Below are 21,959 nucleotides of genomic sequence, written 5' to 3'. Positions count from 1 at the left end.
TGTCCCAATTATTTTCGTCTTTCGCCGTTTTATGTCGTCTAAGGTTAGGAACAGTACATTAAATGACCCTCAGGCGAGTAGCTATGTTTACGACAAAACCGCAAAGAAACGATATTTCAGACAAATTTATCAAGCACGACAGCAAGATACTTCAGCAGATATACGGGACTGATGATGTGTTGCCTTATTGGGTAGCGGATATGGACTTCCCTGTTGCTCACCCGATCACTCAAGCTTTGGCTCGGATCGTTGAACGTGAGAGATACGCTTATGAATTTGACTCAGAAAGTGTGTTTAAAGCCATTTCTGACTGGAATAAGCAGCGCCATGGTTTGGATCTTAACCCAAGTTACTTTGTGCAAGTGCCAGGAATACTGAGCGCGATTGCATTGATGATCCGTGAGTGGTCTAACAAAGGCGATGGTGTGCTTATTCAGGTACCTGTCTATCACCAATTTAGAAGGCTGATTGAGTCTGCTGGACGCAAAGTGGTTGCTAACCCGCTTGCATTAGAAGATGGCCAATATCAGCCGGATTTCGACGACTTTGAAGCTAAATTGAGAGAGGACAACGTCAAAATTGTTCTGCTCTGTAACCCTCATAATCCAGTCGGACGCGTTTGGACTCAGGATGAGTTAGCGAAGCTGGTGGCGATTGCGGCCAAGTACAATGTTATGGTGATCAGTGATGAGATTCATGCCGACATCGTTTTTGAAGGCCATCAATTCAACAGTATTCTCACCCAAAACTACGATAACGTTGTGTCGATCATTGGCTCGCCAGCAAAGAACTTCGGTCTGAACAGTATTGCTAATGGTTATCTTTATACAGAAGACCAAGCACTGCTCGAAGAGATTAAGTCCACGGTGGCCTCAATGGCATTGGATCACGGTAATACGTTGACCAATTACGCCACCATTGCTGCATACATTCATGGTCAGGCTTGGTTTGAGGGGTTTCTCGCTTATACACAAAATACCATCGACTGGGTTGAGGCTTACATTGGGCAAAACCTACCACAAATAAAAATGTTTAAACCGCAAGGAACGAACCAGATCTGGCTCGACTTTTCTGGGCTCGATCTAGAGCCCGAAGCACTGAAAAGTCTGTTGTTCACACAAGCGAAAATGGGGCTGACACCTGGTGGATGGTTTGGGGAGAAGAATCCCAGCTTCTATCGAATGAACATTGCGTCGCCATTGGAACAGATCGAGAAATCGTTCCACGCATTATCAGCGGCGATAAAAGAAGTGAGTTAGCAAAGTAAGAGGAGGCATTGCCTCCTCTCATTAGAAGGGGTAATGACCGAACATATCGTCGATCAGTGATTCCAAAAGTTCAGGGTTGTTGTTGGCTTTCCCATAGGTTCTCAGACCTGCGATCTGGATCTGAACGTGACTGGCGAGTCGCTGAGTGTCTTTATCTGCACTTAATTCCCCCTGTTGCTGAGCTTGTTGCAGTACTAATTCAAACTGACGCTCCATTAATCTTAAAGAGTGTCTGGCCTCATCCAGTAAATCTTGGTTAGCTTCGGTAAGCTCAGCAACGGATTTTGCCAGCATACACATGCCATCTGGTGCGCCTTTTTGCGATTGTAAAACAAGATGTTTAACGAAAGCCTTGAGTGCTGCTAGGGGAGAGTCGTTTTGGGACTTGAACTGCTCTAGTTTCGATATACCCATTTGGGTGTAATGACTTAACGCTTGTTTAAATAGTTCTTCTTTACTGCCGAATGCCGCGTAAATACTGCCCGGACGCATATCAATCACTTCCTGAAGGTGGCGCATTGATGTGGCATGGAAGCCTTTTTCCCAATATAAATGGGTGGCTTTATCGATGACTTGCTGACGGTCGAATTTGGCAGCATTCCCCATAATTGTTCTCTGGTTATTTTGAACGATAGTTCAAATTATAGTTTTTTCCCTCGCAAGGGTAAAGTAATCAGGACAACTGTCGTCTTCCTATCCTGCTGCCTTCCAGTTAATCCACAGTTTAAATATGACTCTGTAATTATTTGAACGAGTGTTCAAAATTAAACTTGAACAGTCGTTCAAGTGATTCTATAGTAAACATCGAAATACGAGGAAGGGGTTCCTTCTCTGAATTAACGTGAATATGGCAGGACATCATTATGAGTGAATTCAAATTACACAGTGTGGAAAGTGCGCCAGAGGCTAGTAAAGCGATTCTAGAAGGTGCTCAGCAACGCATGGGACGCATTCCTGGGCTTTATTCTGTTATGGCGGAATCGCCAGAACTGTTGCAGAGCTACACGCAGCTCCATCAATCTTTCACTAGTACCTCATTTGATGAGGAAGAGCTGACCGTTGTGTGGCAGACCATTAACGTTGAGCATGAATGCCACTACTGTGTGCCGGCCCATACTGCCATTGCCCATTCAATGAAAGTTGATCCTGCATTAACTGAAGCGTTGCGAAATGGTCAAGCGATGCCTACAGAGAAGCTTCAGGCGCTCCATGACTTTACCTTGAGTGTGGTTCGAGGCCGAGGAAATGTATCTGAACAAGAACTATCGGCATTTTTTGCAGCTGGTTATGGTCAAAAGCATGTACTTGAAGTGATTCTTGGCTTGTCTCAAAAGGTCATTAGCAATTACGTTAATCGCATCGCTCAGACGCCAGTCGATGCCATGTTTGAAGCTTACGCCTGGAAAAAATAGTCGAGTTGCAGGGTGGCACAAATCAGATTATTTGCCGCCAGTGACCTATAGTTATCAATGCTCACTAAGACGTGAGCATTGTTATAAGGAGCGTGCAGTGAGTAAGACATTTGCCTTCGATGTGTATGGCACTTTGATTAATACCCATGGTTTGATCGCTTTGCTAGAAGACTGGATTGGAGATAAGGCATCAGCATTTAGCCAGACTTGGCGTGACAAACAGCTGGAATACTCTTTTCGTCGCGGCTTGATGAAAACGTATCAACCGTTTTCAGTGTGTACTCAACACGCTTTAGATTACAGCTGTGATTACCACAACGTTGAGTTGTCTGATGAACAAAAAACACGACTGTTAGAAGGGTATCTGAGCCTGCCCGCTTTTGGAGATGTGGCCGAGGCACTTAAGCGCCTCAAGGCAGCGGGTCATCGACTTTTTGCTTTCTCCAATGGCGAAACTCAAGCCGTCAATACACTGCTTGACCGAGCGGAATTGCATGCGTTTTTTGATGGTGTCATTAGCTGCGAAGATATCGAAACTTTTAAACCTAATCCAGATGTGTATCAGTATCTGATTGATTGTACGGGTGCTTTTAATGTCTGGCTGGTATCGAGTAATCCATTTGATATTCTCGGTGCAATGTCATCGGGCATCCAGTCTGTGTGGGTTAAGCGTAGCGAGGAAGCGTTGTTTGACCCTTGGGGCATTGAACCTACCCGTACCATTTCTACACTTGAACAACTCACTACGGATTAACATCGCAGGGTGCATGAGTCTCGCATGCACCTCCCGCTTCTCTTGTCGCTGTAAATACAATCTCGTTTGTAGTCTGCTGGTCAACCAATCTCTACACTGGCCATTACGACCGACAATGAAAAGTGCTGTAAAGCCGTTCAACAAAACCACTCACAGGAAGTGAGTGGCCAATGTTAAAGCGCTATTTTGCTGATCGCTTTTTTACCACACTCTTCTTCAATAAGAGGGTTAGGTGCGCCAGATAAGCCAATGGCACCAATGACGGTACCTTTGTATGTAATGGGTAGCCCACCCGTTAGGATAAGAATATCGTCTTCCATTTTACCCAACTGGCTAAACCCTTTTGCTTCAACTGCGCCAGTTAACGCTGAAGTTGGCGCCTTAAGGGTGGCGGAAGTATAGGCTTTACGAAAGCTGGTGTGAACGGTGTTACTACCAGTGCCTTCGCCACGATAGAAATAGAGTAATCGACCTTGATCATTGACAACGGAAACCGAAATCGGGACGTTAACAGCATTGCACTCAGCGATGGCTTCTTTGGCAATTTGTTCTGCGACATTGGTGGGCAGGTAGAATTTGCTTGGTATCTCCGCAGCGTGAACGGATGAGATTCCAAGAAGTAGGCTGGCAAGTGTCGTGGTGAACTTGTTTAACATGGGCTCTCCTAGGTGTTAATTCGTTGGAGAGGTATATATACCCATCGGTGTAAAGACGACTCTACAATTTGGATTGTGTTTATGGAAAAGAATCAGACAGAAGGACAAAGTGAACTGTTGAGCTCAAGTTTTGAGCAGTTAGATCCTTCACTGCGTGCCAAACTTGAGGGCACTCAAAGCAAAGTTCTCTACGCCGAAAAACAATATATTCATTATGCAGGTGATGAGGCCAAACATCTGTTTTTCGTTAACCGTGGGGCGGTGAGAATCACCAAGTGCAGTGAATCTGGTAAAGAATTCATTATTAAGGATCTCACTCAGGGTGAGTGGTTTGGTGTGATTGGTTGTTTTGGCGGTGGTACGAGACCAAATGATGCGATTGCTTTAGCCGAAACCGAGTTAATTCAGTTCTCATTGACGGATTTTATGGCTGTGGCTGACCAAAACCCTCAGCTGTGGCATTGTATTAGTCACCAGTTGGCTCAGTATGTGGTTCATTACAACCGAAGGCTGGAAGATATCGTGTTCCAACCTTTGATGGAAAGGACGAAAGCCATGTTGGCTCAGCTAAGCCGTTGGCAAAATACCGACACCTTAGCGATGAGCCAAATGGATCTGGCCTGTTTACTGGGCGTGACTAAAGAAGCGGTCGGATTACAGTTGAACAAGCTGCAAGCAGAAGGTGTTATCTCATTGGGTTACAAAAAGATTCACATACACGCTTCTTTTGACCGAAATCCAACCGTGTAAATATTGGAAAATCATACGGCCTGACGCTCTTTCTGCACCAAGGCCTCATGAGTACTGAATCCACGTACAATGTTGCCCAGTGTAATGGCGGCGAAAGCGATAATTACAAAACTCAGGTGCCATGCTTGATTCAAACCCAGTGTGACCAGTGCCATGCTGACGATAGATGAGATGATCATTTGTCCGCCACCAGACATGGCCGCCGCTGCTCCCGCTTGTTTCTTGTAGGGTTGCATTACCATTGCTTGCGCACATGGTAGCGCTATCGCATTGCCTAAAATCATCAATAGTTGGCCGAACATCAGATAGAGCGGCTCAAGCGGGCAGAAGAAAAACCATAGGGCTGAAGCAAGGTGCAACACAGGTGTGCACAGCAGCATTTTCTTACTGCCAATTATCGGCCTTACTCGATTACAGATACTGGTACCTGTCAGCATGCCCAATGCTGGAATGAGTGCCCACATGGCGTATTCATCTGATGTCATCCCAATCTGATCTTGCATGATAAACGGCATCACTGAGACGGTAGTGATCATCAGGCTGAAGTTTAGCCAGCCGATACTGGCGAAGCTGATGAAGTATCGGGAGGTGACTAATTCGCGATATTGTCTCAGCATATTAGCTGGTGAAGGCATAGGCTTGGTTTGGCTTAACGTTTCGTCAAAGCGAATCACAATGATCGCCCATGCGATTGCTACATAACCCAACAATGAGACAAATACCATGCTCCAGCCAAAGTGAAAATTGATAAAGCCGCCCAATACTGGTGCTATCAAAGGTGTGATTGACGCCGCCATAGCGATGTAAGAAAGGGCGACAGGCAGTTGAGCACCACTGTAGCGATCTCTGGTTGAGGCTCGGGCCAATACCGCGCAACAACCCGTTCCTAAGCCTTGCAGCAATCGTCCAAGTACCATGCCGGTAAATGAGTCGCTGAAGGAGATAATCAGCACTAAGCCTGTCATTGCAATCAATAAACCTGCTAGCAATACCTTTTTGCGTCCTAGCGAATCGGATATAGGACCGTATAGGAACTGTGAAGGCCCAAAGCCAAGTAAGTACACACTGACTAACAACTGAGCCTGGTCGAGTGAGATGCTAAAGTCGCGAGCTATCCACGGTAGTGAAGGAAACACCAGCCCCATGCTTAACTGGCCAATACTGATGATTAAGCAGGCGAGCAGAATGGCTCTTGGCTGGATAGAATTACTCATCATTTTCCCCACAAGCAGACGGACCTTGTGCTCGGCGTTTTAGGCAGCCCTCATCATCATCTTGCTGGAGCCTGGCTTTGACTCTTTTCACCGTCGATAGACTCACATCGCATTGTTCTGCCACGCTATGTAGTGTTTTACCTTGCATCAAAAGCTCGGCAATCCGGCGATGTTTCTGCTTATCAGCTGGGCGGCCACGGAATTTCTGTTTCCACAGTTCTGGGTTATCTTTGAGCTGCTTACGCCCCATTTCGGCAGCAAATAAGCGATGCTGAGTCTGCACTTGCCCATAACCCGACAGTAGGGCGAGTAGAGTTTGGCTTTGTATTGTGTTGGGTTCGATTCGCAATGGCTCACACACGGTTTGTAAATTGACGCCTTTGTTTTGAAGTCTCTCCACCACGCTGAGCGCCTGACTAAAATCATGGCCAAATGCACTTAGCCACCAAATGACCACGGTATCGCCGGTTTTTAGCGTGTCTAAAAGCTTTACGAATTCAGGACGCTCCATCGCTGGAACGTATCCACGCACTTTGTCCTGAAAGTGTTTTGCTTCAGGAGTGCAACTCTGCAATTGCTCAAGTTGCTGAGAGTAGGCTTGGTTTTTTGGAGAATATCGAGAGTAAAGGTACGTCGCCATAAAAATGTTTTGGTTCATTTGGTGTGATAGGTCATAAATATAGATAGGCTCATAAATAAGATCAACACCAAATGAACCATTACCATGGAGAGATGGCTTAACCTATTGAGAAAAGGAGAGATAAATTTTGGGCGTCAGAAGCGTTCTGAGCACAAGTTCGGAAAGAGGTTACTTTAGCGTGTGGCTCAAGAACAGGTCGACACAACTCTTGATGTATTGATGCTTTTGTTCGTGAGATTCTTCGATGTTCTCACCGAGATAGCGCCAGTAGACCGCCTTGCCATGAAACATCAGCAGTAACTGAATGGCGCTTTGATGACTGGAGACATCAAGTTGAATGGTGCCGTCTTCAACTTTCTTATCCAGATATTGCTCAAGCATTTTGGTTGTTTGAATCGGGCCGTACTCTAAATAGGTAGCGGTAAACTCTGGGTGAGTATCGATGTTGCTGACCGCATTTCGATACGTTTGTTGTGCGCCTGGGTTCAGCAGAGTTTGGTGAAAACCCATCCCAAATTTCACCAAAGCCTCTTCAATTGGCAGGTTGAGGTCGAGCACCGCTTCATTCGCTTGATATTCCAAGCATTTGTTTCTCATGCACGTTTCAAACAACAAGTCCTTGGTTTTGAAATGCGAGTAGATGGTTTGTTTCGAAACATCAGCGAGCTTCGAAATACTATCCATACTGGCACCATAGCCGTGGACACCGAATAATTCAGTGGCCGCTTGGAGAATTCTTTGGCGTTTTAATTCACTGGCACTTGTCATCGATCTTTCGCAATTTGCAGGACACGAGCCAAACATATCAATATCAAACTGGACAGTCTAGTTTTGTTGCTGTTTAATATGTGATCAAACTAGACCGTCTAGTTTGATTGTTGATTTTTGGTTAACGAGGCTGACTTATGCTGTATCAGAATAAAATGGCGACAGCGCTGGTAATGACAACTCTATTGCTGGTTTCTGGGTGCTCTGAATCCGTGGGTGAAGAACCTAAACCAATAAACCTCATCACCGTAGACTCAAAAAACATTGAGAAAAGTGATGGATACGTTGTCCCGAGAGAATATGTCGGCGTTGTTCAGGCAGCGCAGCGAGCAAACCTTGGTTTTGAGCTGGCAGGGAAAGTGCTCAGTATCAATGTGGATGTGGGTGATCAAGTTAAGCAAGGTGACATCTTAGTGACTCTGGACACTCAATTACTTGATGCTGAGAGAAATGAGCTGTTGGCACAACTGGAAGAGATCCGTTCTCAGGCCAAATTGACCGACAGTAACCTTAAACGTCAGTATTCGCTGCAAAAGAAAGGTTTCAGTTCTGAGTCTGAAATTGATGCGCTCACCAGTGAGAAAGAGAGCCTTGCCGCTAACGCACTGCGAGTAAAATCTGCGCTTGAAGCCAATTCACTCAAACTAGAAAAGTCGATACTAAAAGCACCTTATGCGGGAGTGGTGAGCAAACGTTTTGTATCGATAGGTGATGTGGTATCCACGGGCACTGCGACCTTATCTTTACTGTCATCCGACAACAAAGAAGCGCTGATTGGTATTAATCGTAAAGACATCAAGAAATTCTCTCAGCTCAAAAATGTCAGCATAACCGTCAATGATAAGCCCTATGCGGCCACCTTACTTTCTCATCCTTCGAACGTTGACAGTAATTCTCGCAGTGTCGGGCTGCGTTTTCTTCTTCAGGACAGTGGCGCTGTTTTGGATGGTGAATTGGCTTATCTGACCTTTGAAAAATCGTACACCGATAGTGGATTCTGGATTCCTGCCACCGCACTGACGGATGGGGTTCGCGGTACATGGAATGTATATACCTTGGGTTCAGAGCAAGGGCAGAAAATTATCGAGCGAAGAGTAGTGAATGTTCTATTTGCCAGCAACGATTCAGTGTATGTACAAGGCAGCCTGAGTGGTGGAGACGAAATTGTGACGTCCGGGCTGCATAAGGTGGTCCCCGGCCAACCAGTGCAAACTGCTGAGTGAGTGTCGCCATGAAGTATCAAAGTATCCTTTCCAATACCCGTTTGATGATTCTTGCTGTGGCGTTTCTTATTGTCAGTGGCTTATCTGCGTTTCAGACTTTGCCCAGAGCCGAAGACCCGATTATTGCTAATCGCAACGCGACCATCACAGCGGTTTATCCCGGCGCGAGTGCGACTCGGGTGGAATCACTGGTGACAGAAGTCATTGAGAATAAGCTCAGGCAGATCGATGAAATTAATCTCATTACGTCGACGTCACGCATGGGAATTGCAGTGATAGGCGTTGAGCTGAATGAATCGATTACAGACTCCGATCCGATCTGGTCCAAAGTGCGCGATAAGCTGTCTGATGTAGAACCGGAACTGCCCGCGGAAGCTTTGCCGCCTGAATTAGACAGTGATCGCACCTACGCATTTACCACTATCATAGGTCTAAAATGGCAAGGCGTTGGTGAGCCTGAATTGCTCACGATGGGGCGCTATGCCAAAGAGCTGGGAACGCGTCTTAGAACCATGTCAGGTACCGAATTTGTGGATGAATACGGTCTCCCTGATGAAGAGATAGTGGTTAACCTCAATGTCAGTGATGCGGTTTCGCTTGGTGTCTCTGCCCAGCAACTTGCCAGTGTGCTTGAAGGCGCCGATGCAAAAAATTCCGCAGGGGAGCTGAATACTCAGGATACTCGCTATGGTCTTGAGCTGACGTCCAATTTGGACTCACTTGAAAGAATCCGTAACGTGCCTGTTGCGGTAGATGAAAACGGGCATACGGTTCAAATTGGCGATATTGCACAAGTCAGGCGCTCGGCCAAAGCCCCGTTTGATGAAATGGCGTTGCTGGATGGTCAGCCTGGGGTGATCGTTGCGGCGCGCATGCAATCTAATCTGCGTGTCGATAAATGGACACCAGCCGCCATGAAGGTGCTAGCGCAGTTCGAGCAAGAGCTACCAAAAGAAATTCGCGCCGATGTGCTGTTCAGCCAACAGGGCTACACCGAAAACCGCCTATTTGAGCTCAGCGAAAGCTTAATGATTGGTTTAGCGTTGGTATTGGCCGTTCTGCTGTTTACATTGGGTATTCGAGCGGCGGTTATCATCGCTTTGGCACTGCCTCTGACTATGCTGATGACGACCACTTTCATGAAGTTCCTCGGAATTCCTATCAACCAGATGTCGGTGACGGGGTTTATCGTTGCATTGGGCATCATGGTCGATAATGCAGTCGTGATGGTCGACACTATCCAAAGCTATCGATTGAAAGGCATGGCGAAGTTGGAATCGGCCATGAAGGCGATTCAACACTTATGGGTGCCGCTGCTTGGGTCAACGCTGACCACGGTGTTAGCCTTTGCGCCAATCTTTTTGATGCCGGGAGCTACGGGAGAGTTTGTGGGGGCTATCGCCCTGACGGTGTCGTTTTCTCTGATTGGATCTTACATCATTTCCCATTCGATCATCGCAGCGTTGTCGAGTGTCTTTTTGCCTCGTCAGCAGGAAGGCCACCACTGGTATCAGACAGGTGTGACTATTCCGGCCCTCAGCCGAGGGTTCTCTGCCTCCGTCGCTTGGTCGATTCGCCACCCTTTCCTTGCTGTAGGGCTCTCACTGGTGCTGCCGCTATTTGGGTTCTGGAGCACGTCTCAGCTTACCGAGCAGTTTTTCCCGACCTCTGACCGTGACATGTTTGAAGTGCAGGTATTTCTTCCTCCACAATCGAGTATTTACGCAACCGAAGCGACCACGGAGATCATTCAGGATTTAATCACAGCTGAACAAGGCGTTGAGCAGGTCCATTGGGTTGTCGGGGCTTCTTTCCCTTCTTTTTATTACAACCTGGTCGGCAACCAACAAAAAGCGCCATACTTTGCTCAGGCAATGGTGAAAACCGTCGATTTTCAGACCGCAAACGCCTTAATACCTAAGCTTCAAGCGCTGCTGGACAAGAAAGTGCCACAAGCTCAAGTGTTGGTCAGAAAGCTAGAACAGGGCCCACCGTTTAATGCCCCTGTTGAACTGCGAGTGTATGGCAACAATCTGGAACAACTCAAATCGATTGGTGAAGATATTCGCCTGCTCCTTTCTCAAGTACCCCATGTGACACACACTCGTGAGAGCCTGACATCCGGTGTGCCTCAGTATCGTGTGACGGTGGATGAGCAGGCGATCCAGATGAATGGGGTGAGCCTAAATCAATTTGCCGGCTTACTTCAGTCAACACTCGTCGGCCGAGAAAGTGGCAGCGTGATTGAAGGGACAGAGTCGGTTCCCGTCCGTGTTCGGGTTAAAGATGAGCAACGCGAAAGCTACAGTGATTTAAACAATCTTCGTTTTCCACTAATGCAAAGTGATGCAGAACTGGGCACTACCGTACTTAACTTATCCTCTTTGGAGCTGACACCAAGTCGAGGCAATATTACTCGTCGTAATGGTGTTCGCGTTAACACCATCGAAGGGTATATCGAAGCGGGAGTGTTACCCCAAACTGTGCTAAACGAATTTAAAAAAGCACTGGAAGGCTACTCGTTTCCTGCTGGCTACCGAGTTGAGTTTGGAGGCGAAGCCGCTGAACGTGATGAGTCGGTTAACAGCCTGATTGGTAATGTCTCTCTGGTGATGATTCTCATGGTGCTGGTTGTGGTGTTGTCATTCAATTCATTCAGGCTGAGTGCGGTGATATTTTTCGTCGCGGGACTGGCTGCAGGGTTGGGCATTCTTTCCGTATGGTTGTTCAGTTATCCGTTTGGCTTTACCGTCATCATTGCGCTGCTGGGGGTGATAGGTCTTGCGATTAACGCGGCTATCGTGATTCTTGCAGAACTCAGAGCGGATACCGATGCGCTCAATGGTGATTCAGAGGCGATTTTGGCCGCTGTCATGAGTTGTACTCGCCACATTACGTCGACCACGATTACGACTATTGGGGGCTTCTTGCCTTTAATTCTCGCTGGTGGTGGGTTCTGGCCGCCGTTTGCGGTGGCGATCGCTGGGGGGACGGCACTGACGACTCTGCTATCGTTCTATTTTGTGCCTTCCATTTTCACCTTGTTAACCAAGCTACCGCACAAAATAGCGGCTTAAAACATCGCCGCTCTGAACCACTAAGTTCATAGCGATGATTCACTTCAGAAAACCTAAGCACTTTGCTTAGGTTTTCTATTAGGTATCGACACAATAGTGACATGCAAGCTCATTAGCCTGCCCGATTTACACTATAAATGCGGGTTAAATATGTTGTTGTCCTTACCACCTGCGGTGACCCTGATTATCGCTATTGTTCTTGAAGTCTTCGCCACCTCTTGGTTGCCAAAAACGCAGCAGTTTACGGCGTTGTATCCTACATTGGGCGTGTTAGTGGGTTATGGAGTAGCGTTTTATCTACTTTCGTTGACAGTACAGAGCATGGCGTTAGGCGTGGCTTATGCGATCTGGTGTGGCGCGGGCATTGTTCTTGTCGCTGCTCTTTCCTGGCTGGTCTACGGACAAAAGTTGGATGTGTATGCTTTGGTTGGTATCAGCTTTATCCTGTGTGGGACGGTGATCATAAATCTGTTCTCCACCTCCGTTAGTCATTAATCTGTCATCTTCGCGTCGAAAATCTGCAACCTGATTGAAGTAGTTTTCAGTTTTATTTCAATCAGGTGAACGCCATGTTACCTCCTTTACGTGCTCTGGTCGCTTTTGAAGCGGTTGCCCGGCTTGGCTCGATTGGTGCCGCTGCTCGGGAATTGTGTGTTACGCAGGCCGCTGTAAGTCAACAGTTGAAAAGTCTGGAAGCGTTTCTTGATGCGACGCTGTTTGAGCGAACGCAAAAGGGCGTCAGGTTGACGTCGTCTGCTCAGCAGTACCAACCGATTGTTTCTGGCTCTCTAGCTCACCTTAAACTTCAGACTCAACTGTTGTTCGGTGAAAAGGAAACTGATGTACTGAGCCTCAGGGTGAACCACACCCTTTGCCATAACTGGCTTCTGCCGCGCTTACCGCATTTTTACAACAAATACCCTTTCATTCGCCTTGATATTCAGTTGGTCGACTGGCCTTCAACTACACCTTGTCAGAACGTTGATATCGAATTGACCAATGGCAAAGTAGAAAGTGAAGACACCAGTGCTGAGCGACTCTTTCAGGAACACTGGCAACTGGTGTGCAGTCCTGAGTTCAAACGTGTTTATCAAACTCAGCTTGATGAGCGTGATTTTTCACAGCTTCCTGCCGTGCAGGTCAAGGGATATCAGGAGAACTGGCTTCAGTGGCTAAGCCACAATCAGTTCGATGCGATGCTGCCCAAAGTTCAGCTCGAAATCAGTAACTCTCTGCATGCTTTGGAAGCGGTCAAACATGGTGTCGGCGCGTTGTTGGTAAGGTCGCTGGCGGTGTCAGAACTGTTAAAGAGTGGAGAGCTGGTATTGGCGGTGGATGCCTCTATGCCAGCGGAATCGGGCCATTATCTGATCACCAATAACAGTCGTAATGCCAAGGTCAATTTCTTTTGTGACTGGCTGCACCATCAGATCAAAGATGATGGCTTGGCTTAAAGATTTTCTTATGAGTGCCCATAAAAAAAATGAGGGGCACTCCAACAGGCTTGTCATATAGCGCACTTAGTTTATTGACATATCACGGAAGTACTAAGGTCAAACCATGAGTACCATCTCACAACAAATATCGAACCACCTCAAAGTGCTGTTGTTTACTGCACCACTGCTGATTCCACTGGTGGCTTTTTGGTTAGTGCCGTTCGGCTACTCCATTTATATCAGCTTTACAGATTGGGATTATATCTCGCCTGAATACGATTTCATCGGCTTGGAAAACTATCAGTATATGGTCGAGGATTTTGAGTTTACTCAGGCGTTACTCAACACATTTTGGTTTTCTCTTGGTGTGGTTATTCCGACTGTGGTGCTGGGGCTGATCTTTGCTTTACTGCTGCATAAAAACTTTGCGGGCAGCCAGTTTTATCGTGCAGTAATCTTCTCACCCTGGATTACACCAACGGTTGCGGTTTCGATTGTCTGGTCTTGGGTGTTTGAGTCCAAATCCGGTCTGGCGAATCAAATTCTGATGTCGATGGGTTTCGACAAGATTGCCTGGTTGGAGCAGGGCGATACTGCCATGGTCGCGGTGATTATTGTCACTATCTGGCAGGCCATCGGCTGGACAATGCTGTTTTACATCAGCGCGCTCAACAAAATCCCGAGTTCTCTCTATGAAGCGTCACTGATTGACGGTTGCAGCAGTCTGACTCGCTTTTTCAAAATCACCTTACCTCTAGTATCGCCGACAACTTTCTTCTTGTTGGTGGTCAACATCATCAATGCGGTTCAGGCGTTTGACCAGTTCCAGATCCTGACGCAAGGCGGGCCTGGTGGTGAGACTCGCACACTGCTTTATCTCTTCTATCAGCAAGCGTTTGAGCGTTATGAAATGGGGCCGGCGGCGGCGACATCATTGGTGATTTTCCTGATCACTGGACTACTGGCACTGGCAAATACCTACATTGGTAAACGCTGGGTTTACTACTGAGGATAGGATTATGACGACACAAGTTATGGATAGCGCGCCACGATTACGCCAGATAAATGGGTCACTTCAAGCGGCGACCACTGACCAGTCATTACCAGCTAGTCAGGAAACCGCCAGTAAGCGGCTGGAAATACAAACACTGACTTCGATAGGTAAGCACCTGTTCCTCGCCATATGCGGAACACTGATGGTGTTCCCTTTCCTCTGGATGTTGTCTGGTTCTCTGAAATCGAACGATGAGATTTTTGCCAGCCCACTGAATTTGATTCCGGAGCGATTTCGCTGGGAGACCTTTATTGAGACGTTCCATAGCGCACCATTTGGGCTGTACATTTTCAACAGCTTCAGTGTGGCGCTTTTTACGACTTTGCTAGTGATCATCAATTCTGCGATGTTCGCTTATGCCTTGACTCAGTTGAAATTCCGCTCAAAGACAGTGCTCTATTTTGTTGTGATGGGCTGTTACATGTTGCCGGGGGCGGTGACTTACATTCCATCTTACATCACGCTGGCGAAGCTGGGGCTGCTTGACTCACATATGGGGCTGGTGGTGTCTAATGCCGCGTCTATTTTTGGCGTTTTCTACCTGCGTCAGGTCTTCATCAAAATCCATCCGTCACTGATCGAAGCAGCACGCATTGATGGTGCTGGTGAGCTGAAAATCTTATGGGCGATTTTGCTGCCTCAATGCAGAGCAGCGGTCGCAACCTTGTTCTTGATTACCTTTATCACGAACTACAACAGTTACATGTGGCCGAGTCTGGTGATCACTTCACAAGAGTTGAACCTGATTGCAACCGGGATTCGCCACTACTTCATCGCCGAAGGCAATTACGGTCTTAACTGGTCGCAAATTATGGCAGCCAGCACGATTGCCGTATTGCCTTTGTTGATTCTATTCGTCTTGTGTCAAAAGACGATTCTTTCAGGTATCGCCGATAACGGCGTAAAAGAGTAAATGGAAATGAAACTAAAAACTCTCGCACTAGTGTGTGCTGGCGCAGCGAGCGCTTCAATGGTCTCGGGTAGCGTTCTGGCAAAAACGGAAGTGAATTTCTGGTATTCCGGCGGTACAAAACCTCAGAAGCTGATGACTCAGCTTATTGAAGAGTTTAATGCCAGCCAAGATGAATATGTCATCAAGCCAGCATTGCAAGGAAACTACACCGAAACTTATCAGAAACTGCAGGCAGGTTTGGCTTCAAAAACCGCTCCGGAAGTGGTTCTGCTTGACTCGGTCCGAGCTGAGGCGATGTATGAGCGCGGCTTGAGTCGTGATCTTAAACCGTATATGGACGCAGAGTTCAACTTCTCGGATTTTGTCGGGGCGTTTAAAGATCAGGTGACGGCTGAAGATGGAACAGTGATTGGCTTACCAGCTTACGGTACGACCCAGGTGTTTTACTACAACAAGAAAGTGTTGGCAGACAATGGCTTTACGGAGAAAGACCTGAGTACCTGGCAGGATGTGGCTAAAGTTGCTGAGAAAGTGACTCAGCGAGATGCGAAAGGCAACACGACTTTTTATGGCTGGGAACCGATGTGGGGTCAGGACAATATGATCGACGCCGCTTTCTCTAATGGCGCTAAGGTGATCAGCGATGATGGCAAAACAGTACTGATTGACTCAAAGCAATGGGTTGAAGTGTGGGACAGCTTCCGCAAATGGATTCACGAAGACCAAATCATGCGTATTCACCACGGTGGTCAGGGCTGGGAGTACTGGTACAAGACCATTGATGATGTCATGAAAGACAACGCCCTTGGTTACACAGGCTCATCGGGTGATCAGGGCGATCTCGATTTCACTAAACTTGCTGCAACCACACAGCCTGGTTGGGGTTCTCACCCATCCGCACCTCAAGCTGGTGCTCTTGTCTACGTAATGCCTAAAGGGACCGACGACAAGGCAGCACAAGGTGCGTTTGAGTTTATGGAGTTTTATACCAACGCTAAGAACACCGCGAACTGGTCTATGTTCACAGGTTACATCCCTGTACGTATGAGTGTAGAAAGCGTGCCTGAGTATCAGGCGTTCACCAAGGACAACCCACAAGCTCTGATTCCGTTAAAGCAGGCAAGCTTCGCCAGCCAGGATTTCCTAGACCCAACGAATGGCAAGATCATGGATGCCCTGAAAGTGGCTGCCGATCAGATTCAAATTCAGAACGTACCTGCTGAGAAAGCGCTGAAACAAGCGGCGAAGAAAGCGCAGCGTGCACTGGATAGAGCCAACCGTTCTTAATCTTGATAAGGAGCCTGCTTAGGTAGGCTCCTCCATCCTACAGTGGATTTAATTGGTGAAACCGATGACAGAATTTCAAGGTGAACTGACCTTCGGCAGAGTGTCGTTGTCGTTTATGGTTCCGCACGGTGCTGAGGCCGTTCAAATTACGGGCACGACTGTGACCAAAGGGTTCTTATACGCAGTAGCGTACGATAGCCATGGTCATTTTCGCGGAAAGGTATTGTTTGAAAAAGCGCATAAGTCGCTGAATATCTGTGCAGAGCAGTCAGGGTTTGGCGCGATTGACGGTGAGCTGATTGCTGGAGAGTGGTCTCTGGAGCTGTACAACCTTGAAGGTGAGTTTCGTTCCGAGCGGGCGATGCAGTATCAGGTGAATATCGCGTTTGATCAACCGGTTGATACTCTAGCTATAGACAGTGTCGCAACTGTAGGGTTGGATCATCAGATTTCTTTTGATTACAGCCGGTTATTGAGCTCAGAGTCTCGTTGGTATCGAGGTGATCTGCATGCACATACTCAGTTATCGGATGGACACAACACCCTTTCTGCTGCCAAGCAGATAGTCGAAGCGCAGGGCTTAGATTTCTTCTTCCTTACTGAACACAACATCTGCCAGCCAAGATTACCCTTGTCTGAGCAATGCCTGTTTATGCCTGCCCTTGAAGTGACTACAGACCTTGGGCACTTCAATGTTCATGGTCCACAATCTGCGCTGGATTTGCGTCATGTTGAGCATAGCAGCCAAAGTGTGATGGAAGCAGGACTGGCATTGGCCAACGCTTCTCATAGCTCTATTAGTGTTAACCACCCGATGATGAAGCCATGGCATTGGCATTATGCACCGCTCGAACTCGACAAAGTATCGACGTTTGAGGTGTGTTGCGATCCGACTTGGCCAACATCACCTAAAGCGACAAACTCAGCGCTTAAGGTATTGAACGAAATGTGGAATTGCGGCCATAGAATCAGCGCCATTGGCGGCAGTGATTCCCACCTAGAGCCTCATGAGCGCAATCCGAAAGCGACGGAACCTTCACTCTACGGTGACCCGTCAACCTTTGTGTTTAGTCATGGACTGTGTGGTGAAGGCATTCTCGCTGGGCTACGGAACGGACATGTCTATTTAGAGCGTCGCTGCGGTTTATCTTTTGCCATCAACAGCAACGAGTTATTACCCGGCTGCGATTCTAAAGGGCAGGCTTTGTGCTACCAGTTGGCTGTGGACGATGATGAGCATATTTATTACGCCGAATGTGTTGTCGATGGCGTTGTCGTTGCCAAAGTCACGTTGCACAACACCGAACAAATGCTGTTTGTAGAAGCAGGCTACTCTTGGTGCCGCATCGATATCCGCCGCGCCGAGAATGATGAATTTGAAGGCTGTATTAACGCCGTTTATGACGGCGACCAACCCATTTTTACTACGCCTCTGGTCAAAACCTGGGGTGAACTTATGGAGCGATTAAATAGTGATGAAGTTTAAAGCACTATTGTTTGATAAAGATGGCACTCTGCTGGAATTCCACAATATGTGGCTCAACGCTTCACGCAGTGCGTGCCAGACCGTAAAGGATTTCAGTGACACAAACCAGGGTCATCAAAACGTCACAGTTGCGGAGTTACTCTTAGCCATCGGCGTAGAGGGCGACTCTGTCGATAACCATGGTCTGTTGGCGTCCAATCCGGTGGAAGACACGGCCAAAGCTTGGTTCGAGATCCTACGCCCAGCTGTTTCTCTGGAAATGTTTACCCGTGTGACCAAAGAGGCGTTTAACCATCATGTCGCTAATCATCCCGAATGGGTTGAAGCGCTGCCAGGGGTAACAGAAAAACTAGATTCACTTAAGCAGCAGGGCATGATTCTTGGCATTGCTACCGCGGATACCAAGGACTCAACACTCTACACTTTGCAGCAATCTGGTTTGAGCGAGATGTTTGATTATGTCGGTTACTCGGATGGTGACATCGAACCAAAGCCAGCCCCGGCATTGTTGAATGCTTTTTGTCAGCAATGCGGTGTTGAGCCGCACGAAGTGATCATGTTTGGCGACACGGTGTCAGACATGGAATTTGGCACCAATGCGGGCGCGAAGAAAATCGGTGTTCTAACTGGAACCGCATTGGAAAGCGAACTGACGCCTGTTGCAGATCTGGTGATTCCATCGGTAGCCCATTTTGACCCACACGCATTTAACGAGTTGATTTAAGGATAAGCTATGGCGGAAGTCACGCTTAAAGGGGTGGAAAAAACCTACCCGAATGGATTCAAAGCGGTTCATGGTGTTGACCTGAACATTCGCGAAGGCGAGTTTATGGTGTTTGTTGGGCCGTCTGGCTGTGCTAAGTCGACGACCTTAAGAATGATCGCTGGCCTAGAAGAGATTTCTCACGGTGATGTCTATATCGGTGACAAACGCGTCAACGATTTACCGCCGAAAGATCGCGGTATCTCAATGGTGTTTCAGAACTATGCGCTATACCCACATATGTCGGTGTATGAAAACATGGCATTCGGGCTTAAACAGCAAAAACTGGCAAAGTCAGAAATTGAACTGCGTATTTCTGAGGCGGCAAAAACGTTAGAGATTGAGCATTTACTGCAAAATAAACCCGGTGAAATGTCAGGTGGTCAAAGACAGCGTGTTGCACTTGGTCGCGCCATGGTGCGCAAGCCAGATGTGTTTTTGTTTGATGAGCCGTTGTCGAACCTTGATGCTAAATTGCGAGTGTCTACCCGAGTGAGCATTGCTCAGCTGCACTCTGATCTCAAAGCGGAAGGGCAGAATGCAACCATGATTTATGTGACCCACGATCAGGTGGAAGCCATGACGCTTGGGGATCGCATTTGTGTGCTCAATCAGGGGGAAATCATGCAAGTGGATACCCCAATGAACTTATACCGCTATCCAGCCAACAAATTTGTGGCAGGTTTTATTGGCTCTCCGGCGATGAACATCATTAAAGCCCGTATTGATGAAATTGATGGTGTAATGAATGCCATAGCAGAGAGCGGTAACCGATGGACGTTGCCAGAAAGTAAGCAAGACTTAGCAAGGCAGAAAATCGGCCAGTGGGTGTGGTTTGGTATTCGCCCAGAGCATATTCAACTGGCGAACCATGATGCACCACTCTCAGAAGTCAACACTCAACGTCATCCTATTAATGTCGTGGAATCGATGGGGAATGAGCTGTACCTCTATTTCCAACTCGGTAATGACAAATTGATTGCTCGCGTGCCGCTTGATGCAGATCGCATGGTGTTTAATGGTGAAGAGGCGTTATTGAATTTTAATGTCTCTGAGTGCCACCTTTTTGATATCGAGACCGAGCAGGCGCTAGTGTAGCCGCACATAATATGACGAAGCCATCCGTTAAGGATGGCTTTTTTGATTTTTAACTCGCTGGATTAGTTCGGAATTGGCACAACCAGAATGTCGACCGGAGATTTGTTGATCAGGTGTCTTGAATAAGAAATGATCTTACTCCAGAAGTCCTGATGGTGGCCACATATCAGCAAGTCGACACGGTTTTCTGTAATGGTGTCATTGAGCTTATCGCCCAGATCGCCAGTCCCGACTAAAAAATGCTTCACAGGAAAATCTAGCTTGGTTTGGAATGCGCGCAACCATTCCATCGAGTGTTCGTTGAGTGGTCTGACGCTGGCGTCAGCGTGAATGTCGACCAGCTCTGGATAGATTTCTCCATGGGTGCCATCAATGTGAATCAGCGAAATCTCCGCGTCATGCTGCTTAGCCATAAATACCGCTCTTTCAATCAACACATTGCTCTCTTCAGAAAGTTCCAGCGCGACCAGAATATGTCGATATTTCATTACCATGTCCTCTTATTGAACTGACTCATTTCATCATAGAGCGAATCGCTGAAAAATTTTGTCTAAGAGATCGCGGAAATGCTACAAATTGCATTGGTTTGTATGTACAAATGCTCGCATGTTTCGTTAATCGGTCATCTTAAATCATGCGCTGTTTTTTTGTGTTGATAACCTTAAAAACTAGGAAATAACTATCTCACACCTCAGCCTCATTTTGTTCCTAAAATGTGAGTTACACTCAGTTCAGACTCGAAGTGAGAGAGAATATGATGACAACATTTCCTAAGCATTTTCTGTGGGGCGGCGCGATTGCTGCGAATCAGGTGGAAGGCAGTTTTGATCTTGATGGTAAAGGGCTGTCGACGTCCGACATGTTGCCCAATGGGATTCTCAGTCCACACCAGACGCGCCAACAACGCACCGAAGGTATTAAAGATCTGGCGATAGATTTTTACCAGCGTTATCCAGAAGATATTGCTCTGTTTAATGAAATGGGGTTCAACTGTCTGAGGTTGTCCATTGCTTGGACGCGTATATTCCCGAATGGCGATGAATCCGAGCCCAATGAAGAAGGCTTGGCGTATTATGATCGTATCTTCGACGAATTAGCGAAACATGACATTACGCCTTTTGTCACCTTGTCTCATTATGAGATGCCTTACGCGTTGGTAGAAAACTATGGCGGTTGGGCAAGCCGTGAACTGATTAGCTTCTTTGAGCGCTATGCTCGTACCGTGTTTGAACGCTATCAGAACAAGGTCAAACTGTGGTTGACGTTCAATGAAATCAACATGTCTCTACACGCGCCATTTACCGGTGTGGGCTTGGCTGAAGAGGCTAGTGAGCAGGCCATTTATCAGGCAATACATCATCAGCTTGTCGCTAATGCAAAAGCGGTGAAACTATGCCATGAGATTATTCCAGATGCCAAGATAGGTAACATGTTGCTTGGTGCACTCAATTATCCGTATACCTGCAATCCCGACGATGTCATCGCGGCGATGCAGGAAAATAACAAATGGCTGTTTTTTGGTGATGTCCAGACTCGTGGTCGTTACCCAGGTTACATGCTTCGCTATTTCCGTGAAAAAGGGATTGAGATCGATATGCAGCCAGGTGATGTAGAGGAACTGGCGAGCGCCAGCGTTGACTTCATTTCATTCAGCTATTATGCGAGTGGCTGTGCTAGTGCAGATCCCAAGCAGAAAGAGGTCGGTAACATTGTCGACAGCGTGCCAAACCCGTATTTAGAGAAAAGTCAGTGGGGTTGGCTGATTGATCCTAAAGGGCTACGCATCTTGCTTAACTTTCTTTATGACCGCTATCAGAAGCCGTTGTTCATTGTTGAAAATGGGCTTGGGGCGCGCGATGAAATCAACGCCAATGGGGAGATAGAAGATGATTATCGCATTGCCTATCTCAATGATCATTTGGTTCAGGCCAGAGAAGCTATATTGGATGGAGTGGAGCTGATGGGCTTCACCAGTTGGGGCCCTATTGATCTGGTTGCCAATTCCACTGCGGAAATGAGTAAGCGTTACGGCTACATTTATGTTGATCGTCATGACGATGGAAGTGGCACATTAGAGCGTAAGCGCAAGAAAAGCTTTTTCTGGTATCAGGACGTTATCCGAACTCACGGAGCATCGCTAAAGTCTTGAAATAAAGGAGC

Annotated in this window: 21 protein-coding genes; 15 read left to right on the top strand and 6 right to left on the bottom strand. The window is 47.3% G+C overall.

All coding sequences use genetic code 11. From position 1 onward, the window contains the following. Positions 1-83 precede the first annotated feature (83 nt). Entirely contained in the window at positions 84-1,259 is a 1,176-nt protein-coding gene (locus tag FIU99_RS21415; protein WP_006959934.1) for a MalY/PatB family protein, read from the top strand. A 30-nt stretch (positions 1,260-1,289) separates the two neighbouring features. Here FIU99_RS21415 and FIU99_RS21410 read toward each other — a convergent pair whose 3' ends face one another. Further along, a complete protein-coding gene (locus FIU99_RS21410) occupies positions 1,290-1,874 on the bottom strand; it encodes a TetR/AcrR family transcriptional regulator (RefSeq protein ID WP_006959936.1) in 585 nt (194 codons plus the stop codon). Between the two features lie 257 nt (positions 1,875-2,131). Between FIU99_RS21410 and FIU99_RS21405 the strand changes: the two genes are divergently transcribed. Continuing rightward, entirely contained in the window at positions 2,132-2,680 is a 549-nt protein-coding gene (locus FIU99_RS21405) for a carboxymuconolactone decarboxylase family protein (RefSeq protein ID WP_006959937.1), read from the top strand. A 97-nt stretch (positions 2,681-2,777) separates the two neighbouring features. Then, entirely contained in the window at positions 2,778-3,434 is a 657-nt protein-coding gene (locus tag FIU99_RS21400) for a haloacid dehalogenase type II (protein ID WP_006959938.1), read from the top strand. Positions 3,435-3,607: 173 nt separating this feature from the next. On the opposite strand, the gene FIU99_RS21395 is transcribed toward FIU99_RS21400, so the two are convergent. Beyond that, complete coding sequence (locus FIU99_RS21395; RefSeq protein ID WP_006959939.1) at positions 3,608-4,090, bottom strand: heme-binding protein; 483 nt, start codon at positions 4,088-4,090, stop codon at positions 3,608-3,610. A gap of 81 nt (positions 4,091-4,171) precedes the next feature. Between FIU99_RS21395 and FIU99_RS21390 the strand changes: the two genes are divergently transcribed. Then, positions 4,172-4,840, top strand: a complete 669-nt coding sequence (locus FIU99_RS21390; RefSeq protein ID WP_006959940.1) for a Crp/Fnr family transcriptional regulator — start codon at positions 4,172-4,174, stop codon at positions 4,838-4,840. Between the two features lie 11 nt (positions 4,841-4,851). Here FIU99_RS21390 and FIU99_RS21385 read toward each other — a convergent pair whose 3' ends face one another. The 3 genes from FIU99_RS21385 to FIU99_RS21375 all read right to left on the bottom strand — a co-directional run bounded on the left by FIU99_RS21385 (position 4,852) and on the right by FIU99_RS21375 (position 7,462). Further along, entirely contained in the window at positions 4,852-6,054 is a 1,203-nt protein-coding gene (locus FIU99_RS21385) for a multidrug effflux MFS transporter (RefSeq protein ID WP_006959941.1), read from the bottom strand. Then, entirely contained in the window at positions 6,047-6,694 is a 648-nt protein-coding gene (locus FIU99_RS21380; protein ID WP_172974085.1) for a recombinase family protein, read from the bottom strand. The genes FIU99_RS21385 and FIU99_RS21380 overlap by 8 nt, the downstream gene beginning before the upstream one ends. Before the next feature lie 168 nt (positions 6,695-6,862). Next, positions 6,863-7,462: a TetR/AcrR family transcriptional regulator gene (locus FIU99_RS21375; protein ID WP_039951838.1), complete on the bottom strand. Its 600-nt coding sequence runs from the start codon at positions 7,460-7,462 to the stop codon at positions 6,863-6,865. 137 nt (positions 7,463-7,599) lie between these two features. On the opposite strand from FIU99_RS21375, the gene FIU99_RS21370 reads away from it, so the two are divergent. From FIU99_RS21370 to FIU99_RS21325, 10 genes are all read left to right on the top strand, one after another. Beyond that, positions 7,600-8,685 carry an efflux RND transporter periplasmic adaptor subunit gene (locus FIU99_RS21370; protein WP_006959947.1) on the top strand — a complete coding sequence of 362 codons (1,086 nt, stop codon included), beginning with the start codon at positions 7,600-7,602 and terminating at the stop codon, positions 8,683-8,685. A gap of 8 nt (positions 8,686-8,693) precedes the next feature. After that, positions 8,694-11,762 carry an efflux RND transporter permease subunit gene (locus tag FIU99_RS21365; protein WP_006959949.1) on the top strand — a complete coding sequence of 1,023 codons (3,069 nt, stop codon included), beginning with the start codon at positions 8,694-8,696 and terminating at the stop codon, positions 11,760-11,762. Between the two features lie 150 nt (positions 11,763-11,912). After that, complete coding sequence (locus FIU99_RS21360; RefSeq protein ID WP_006959951.1) at positions 11,913-12,257, top strand: multidrug efflux SMR transporter; 345 nt, start codon at positions 11,913-11,915, stop codon at positions 12,255-12,257. Between the two features lie 74 nt (positions 12,258-12,331). Further along, positions 12,332-13,216, top strand: coding sequence for a LysR substrate-binding domain-containing protein (locus tag FIU99_RS21355; protein ID WP_006959953.1), 885 nt, complete (start codon positions 12,332-12,334; stop codon positions 13,214-13,216). 106 nt (positions 13,217-13,322) lie between these two features. Then, positions 13,323-14,207 (top strand): carbohydrate ABC transporter permease, encoded by an 885-nt coding sequence (locus FIU99_RS21350; protein ID WP_006959955.1) that lies wholly within the window; start codon positions 13,323-13,325, stop codon positions 14,205-14,207. A 10-nt stretch (positions 14,208-14,217) separates the two neighbouring features. After that, positions 14,218-15,165, top strand: coding sequence for a carbohydrate ABC transporter permease (locus FIU99_RS21345; RefSeq protein ID WP_039951839.1), 948 nt, complete (start codon positions 14,218-14,220; stop codon positions 15,163-15,165). Between the two features lie 6 nt (positions 15,166-15,171). Beyond that, a complete protein-coding gene (locus FIU99_RS21340) occupies positions 15,172-16,452 on the top strand; it encodes an extracellular solute-binding protein (RefSeq protein ID WP_152472531.1) in 1,281 nt (426 codons plus the stop codon). 64 nt (positions 16,453-16,516) lie between these two features. Further along, positions 16,517-17,938, top strand: a complete 1,422-nt coding sequence (locus FIU99_RS21335; RefSeq protein ID WP_006959962.1) for a CehA/McbA family metallohydrolase — start codon at positions 16,517-16,519, stop codon at positions 17,936-17,938. Then, the gene (locus FIU99_RS21330; protein ID WP_006959963.1) at positions 17,928-18,662 is read left to right on the top strand and encodes an HAD family hydrolase; all 735 of its coding nucleotides are present in this window, start codon (positions 17,928-17,930) and stop codon (positions 18,660-18,662) included. Before FIU99_RS21335 ends, FIU99_RS21330 begins: the two co-directional genes overlap by 11 nt. 9 nt (positions 18,663-18,671) lie before the next feature. Continuing rightward, complete coding sequence (locus tag FIU99_RS21325) at positions 18,672-19,799, top strand: ABC transporter ATP-binding protein (RefSeq protein WP_006959965.1); 1,128 nt, start codon at positions 18,672-18,674, stop codon at positions 19,797-19,799. Positions 19,800-19,861: 62 nt separating this feature from the next. Here the strand turns inward: FIU99_RS21325 and FIU99_RS21320 are convergent, their stop codons facing one another. Continuing rightward, positions 19,862-20,287 carry a universal stress protein gene (locus FIU99_RS21320; protein ID WP_006959966.1) on the bottom strand — a complete coding sequence of 142 codons (426 nt, stop codon included), beginning with the start codon at positions 20,285-20,287 and terminating at the stop codon, positions 19,862-19,864. Between the two features lie 269 nt (positions 20,288-20,556). On the opposite strand from FIU99_RS21320, the gene FIU99_RS21315 reads away from it, so the two are divergent. Beyond that, positions 20,557-21,948: a glycoside hydrolase family 1 protein gene (locus FIU99_RS21315; RefSeq protein WP_039952025.1), complete on the top strand. Its 1,392-nt coding sequence runs from the start codon at positions 20,557-20,559 to the stop codon at positions 21,946-21,948. Positions 21,949-21,959 lie beyond the last annotated feature (11 nt).

The organism is Vibrio sp. THAF64 (genome assembly GCF_009363455.1).
Classification (GTDB): domain Bacteria; phylum Pseudomonadota; class Gammaproteobacteria; order Enterobacterales; family Vibrionaceae; genus Vibrio; species Vibrio coralliilyticus.
The sequence above is the reverse complement of the archived record's forward strand: the minus strand, read 5'-3'. Positions and strand labels throughout refer to the sequence as shown.